Here is a 3,926-nt window from a genome sequence, read left to right on the forward strand (position 1 = left end):
TCTGGCCGATATCGTTATCCGGTGATGAAGTGAACTGTTCCGGAAACTCCACATTTGCCAGGTCAAGCGCATCGCCTTCCTGAATTCGGAAACCGGCCTCTACCGAGTCATCGACCGCGACACAGTCATCAAAGGGTTCTGTCGTGTTTGCCGCACTGACCAGCGAAGACTGGGCAGAAACACCGGACTCATCGCCACCAGCTGCACCTGATGACTGGTCGATTGCCTGGTCCGCCAGGGATTCCGCCCTGCCGGCAACCGTGTAAGCAACAGCTATCGCCTGCTGTGAACCTGAAAGACCGGAGCCTTCCGACCCGTTACCACCGCCGCCACCGCCGTCGCCAACACCGTTGCCACCGTCGTTACCATCTTCAACACCATCGCCACCCGAAGACCCGCCGCCGCAACCAGCGATTGCCAAGGCGGCTACCAGTGGTAAAAGTTTCCAGGCCCCGGGTTCTAGCCCGGTTTTTACTTGAACGCGCTTTTTCATGATGTTACCCCATGATCTTTTATGTATATTTCCTGGTCCTGATTTTTCAGTTCACTGGCGGGATGGTTTCATCCTCTCCCGACGCAGTCTTGATGCGTCCTCCCAAAACAACGCTGTTATCGCCACTTGCTTCATTGCGCACACCTCCAACAACCACACTCAGTCGGCCCGTCGCTTCGTTATACTCGCCTCCACCGAGAACAGAACTGTATTTGCCCGTTGCGGTATTACTCCAACCTCCTGCAACAGCGCTCCGCTCTCCATCGGCGTCGTTGCCAGTGCCTCCGCTGACGGTAGCGTAGCTCCCATGTGCTGAATTTGAGGTGCCGCCGAAAACAGCCCCCCCTCTGGAAAACTGATCATAAGAAATTTTATTTAATCGACCGCCTGCAATTGTCGTTGACGAGCCCAGAGCCTCATTACTGCTGCCCCCCATAACTGCGCTGTTTACCCCACCGGCAACGTTCTCTTCACCACCAATCACTGTTGCATAACGGTTTGAGATCGCGTTATTCAGGCCACTTATAATTCCTCCGTAACCAGAAAAGGCATTGCCCTTGCCAACGATCAGGTTGTGGGAGCCGCTGCGGTGATCACTCGCCCACTCCCGGATGCATTCGGATTCCGTCTCGAACTGGCCTCTTGAGCAGACAGACTGCCCCTGCCTAACTTCGTTATAACCGATGATGAGGTTGCCACTGGCATTGCTGGATTCTGTGTCGTCCAGACCATTGACGATCTGCACATTAACGCCGCTAAAGCGGATTCTTTCACTGTTTGCAGAATGAGGGTCAGGCTGGACCGAGACATATTCGTTCATCGCAATAACGTCACTGTTGCGAAGGTCATTCAGCTCGTTTTCGAGATCTTCAATCCGATCAGTGAGAGAGTCTATATGGCTGACAAGAGCCTCGAAGTTTGCATTTACCTCAGCGGCAACCGCTTTTTCACCGGAAGTGAAAGAATGAGGAACCTCGGTTTCGGAAAATACTGGCGAGGCCGTGAGGAGGGATCCGATTACCAGCGCCAATGTCCATTTATTCATGAATTTGATTCCTTCAGGGACAACTCTGCCTTTCATGTTTGGCATCAAGGACGTTATGCACAATCACCCAAACGGGCTAGCATTCCCGTGTGATGGCGTCCCGGAAAAGAAACGCTTTATCCTGAGCTAGTATCTTTTGTCCTGACTGAACGCTTACTGGAGAGGTCAATGAAGGGAAACAAAGACTGCGGCCATGGAAAGCGCAGAGCAGCACGCCTGATTCCCATAATCGCTGCGATTCTGACTCTATCAGCTTGCGGAGGAGGATCTGGCAGTGGGTCGGGCGACAACACTGATGACCGGGAAAGCGAGTGGGGGTCAATGACTTGGGGTGATGATGACTGGGAGTAACATTGCGGGATACCGGCTGAGACCCCGGCACCCCGCATTTACGGAATTATAATTTAGTAAAGCTTGGTCAGCGACTTCTTCGCAAACGCTTCCACTTCGTTCAGGCGACCTTCCTTTACCTTGATCAGCCATTCCGGATCCTGCAGCAGGGCCCGGCCCACGGCGATCAGCTCGAATTCGTGGTTATTCATCCGCTCAACCAGTTCATCGATGCCGGACTGTTCCACCGCTTCCTTCTTGCTGGCAAAAGTGCCGCTGATGAAGTCTTCGGTCAGGCCTACGCTGCCCACGGACATGGTTGGCTTACCCGACAGTTTCTGGGTCCAGCCCGCCAGATTCAGGTTGGAACCTTCAAATTCCGGCTCCCAGAAGCGACGTGTGGAGGCGTGGAAAATATCAACACCGGCTTCAACCAGCGGCTTCAGGAACTGCTCGAGCTCTTCCGGAGTGTTCACCAGTTTCGCCTCGTAGTCCTGTTGTTTCCACTGGGAAAAACGCAGCATAATGGGGAAATCCGGGCCTACGCGATAACGCACGGCTTCGACGATTTCCACCACGAAACGCAGACGGTTTTCCATGCTGCCGCCATACTCGTCGTCACGCTGGTTGGTGCCTTCCCAAAGGAACTGGTCCAGCAGATAACCGTGGGCACCGTGGATCTCGACACCATCAAAACCCAGCGCCTTGGCGTCCTGGGCCGCGTCGGCGAAGGCGTTGACCACATCATCAATATCTTCCCTGCTCATGGCCTTGCCATTGGGTTTTCCGGGAGCAAACAGGCCGGAGGGGCTGTAGCCGGGCACCTTGGGATCCGGCTCCATGCCTTCCTTACGCACCGCACCCACATGCCACAACTGGGGGAAAATAGCGCCAGCTGCTTCATGAACGGCATCCACCACATCTTTCCAGCCGGAAAGTGCTTTATCACCGTGGAAAAACGGCACATTCGGGTAACCGTTGGCGCCCGGATGATTCACGGTCGTGCCTTCGGTAATAAGCAGACCAACGCCACCCTCAGCACGGCGGCGATAATAATCCACAACATCCTGGTTCGGCGCATTGCCCGGCGAGAAATTGCGGGTCATGGGTGCCATGGCAACGCGGTTGCGCAGAGTCAGATTGTGGACTTCAAAAGGCTCAAACAGGGGGCCAAGGTTCATACTCATTTAGATCGCAACCTCACTAATCTGGTTTCTTTAAGCAACCTTATTCAATCTGGTTTTAAAATGCAACTCTATTAGGTACACTGCGGGACATGGCCAGAAAACGTTTTGATGATTCCAGTTGCTCCGTCGCCCGTGCCCTCAATGAAGTGGGGGACTGGTGGTCACTGCTCGTGGTGCTGCACGCCATGTATGGCACCCGCCGCTTTGTGGACTTCCAGCAGGAACTGGGCATTGCCCGCAATATTCTGTGCGACCGGCTGGCACGGCTGGTGGATAACGAAGTTCTCAGGAAAGTGGATGTGGGCGAGCACGGCTCACGCTTCGAATACCGGCTGACCGAAAAAGGCCGCGACCTCTTCCCCATCGTCATTGCCCTGCGCCAATGGGGCGACAAATGGAATCCGGCACCGGACCAGGCGCCGCTGGACCTGCGCGACCGCGAAACCGGGCGCACCATTCGCCAGGTCGAAGTTCAGGATGCCGACGGCAATCCGCTTTCTATCCGTGATGTGTTTGTGCCGGAAAGTGGAAACGCTGACGCAGACAAGGCCATGGCCAGCAAAAAGAAAGTCGGCTGACAAGCCGTAGAATCACCTTCTTCCCCCATTTTATTGAGTTGAATCAATCTCCCGGCGAACTCGGTGGTCCAGGCTTGCCACACTTGCGCTATATCAAGTTTCCAATCTCCGAAAACATTAACCTGTGTTCATCGATTATTCAGGTTCAAGGAGATGGTTATGTCCCGTTCATTCAAGCTTGGTGTTCTTGCCGCCGCCGTTATGGCAGCTGCCCCTGCTGCTCAGGCTTTCGAAGCTGGCGATTTTATTCTGCGTGCTGGTGTTGCGCATGTGGCGCCGGATGATTCTAGTGA

The 3,926-nt window shown here is 54.5% G+C and carries 4 protein-coding genes and 1 pseudogene; 2 read left to right on the plus strand and 3 right to left on the minus strand.

Annotated elements, in window-relative coordinates:
* The 3 genes from ACESMB_RS14890 to ACESMB_RS14900 form a co-directional block, all read right to left on the minus strand.
* On the minus strand, positions 1–493 hold a 493-nt coding region (locus ACESMB_RS14890; protein ID WP_372971974.1), incomplete at its 3' end, for a hypothetical protein.
* A gap of 46 nt (positions 494–539) precedes the next feature.
* On the minus strand, positions 540–1,538 hold the full coding sequence (locus ACESMB_RS14895; RefSeq protein WP_372927711.1) for a hypothetical protein: 999 nt from the start codon (positions 1,536–1,538) through the stop codon (positions 540–542).
* Between the two features lie 404 nt (positions 1,539–1,942).
* Positions 1,943–3,055 (minus strand): NADH:flavin oxidoreductase, encoded by a 1,113-nt coding sequence (locus ACESMB_RS14900; protein ID WP_372927712.1) that lies wholly within the window; start codon positions 3,053–3,055, stop codon positions 1,943–1,945.
* An 89-nt stretch (positions 3,056–3,144) separates the two neighbouring features.
* Between ACESMB_RS14900 and ACESMB_RS14905 the strand changes: the two genes are divergently transcribed.
* Both ACESMB_RS14905 and ACESMB_RS14910 read left to right on the plus strand, forming a co-directional pair.
* The gene (locus ACESMB_RS14905) at positions 3,145–3,633 is read left to right on the plus strand and encodes a winged helix-turn-helix transcriptional regulator (RefSeq protein ID WP_372927713.1); all 489 of its coding nucleotides are present in this window, start codon (positions 3,145–3,147) and stop codon (positions 3,631–3,633) included.
* Between the two features lie 159 nt (positions 3,634–3,792).
* Positions 3,793–3,926, plus strand: a pseudogene (locus tag ACESMB_RS14910) (outer membrane protein OmpW); the annotation flags it as partial.

It is taken from the genome of Marinobacter sp. (genome assembly GCF_041686475.1).
Lineage (GTDB): Bacteria > Pseudomonadota > Gammaproteobacteria > Pseudomonadales > Oleiphilaceae > Marinobacter.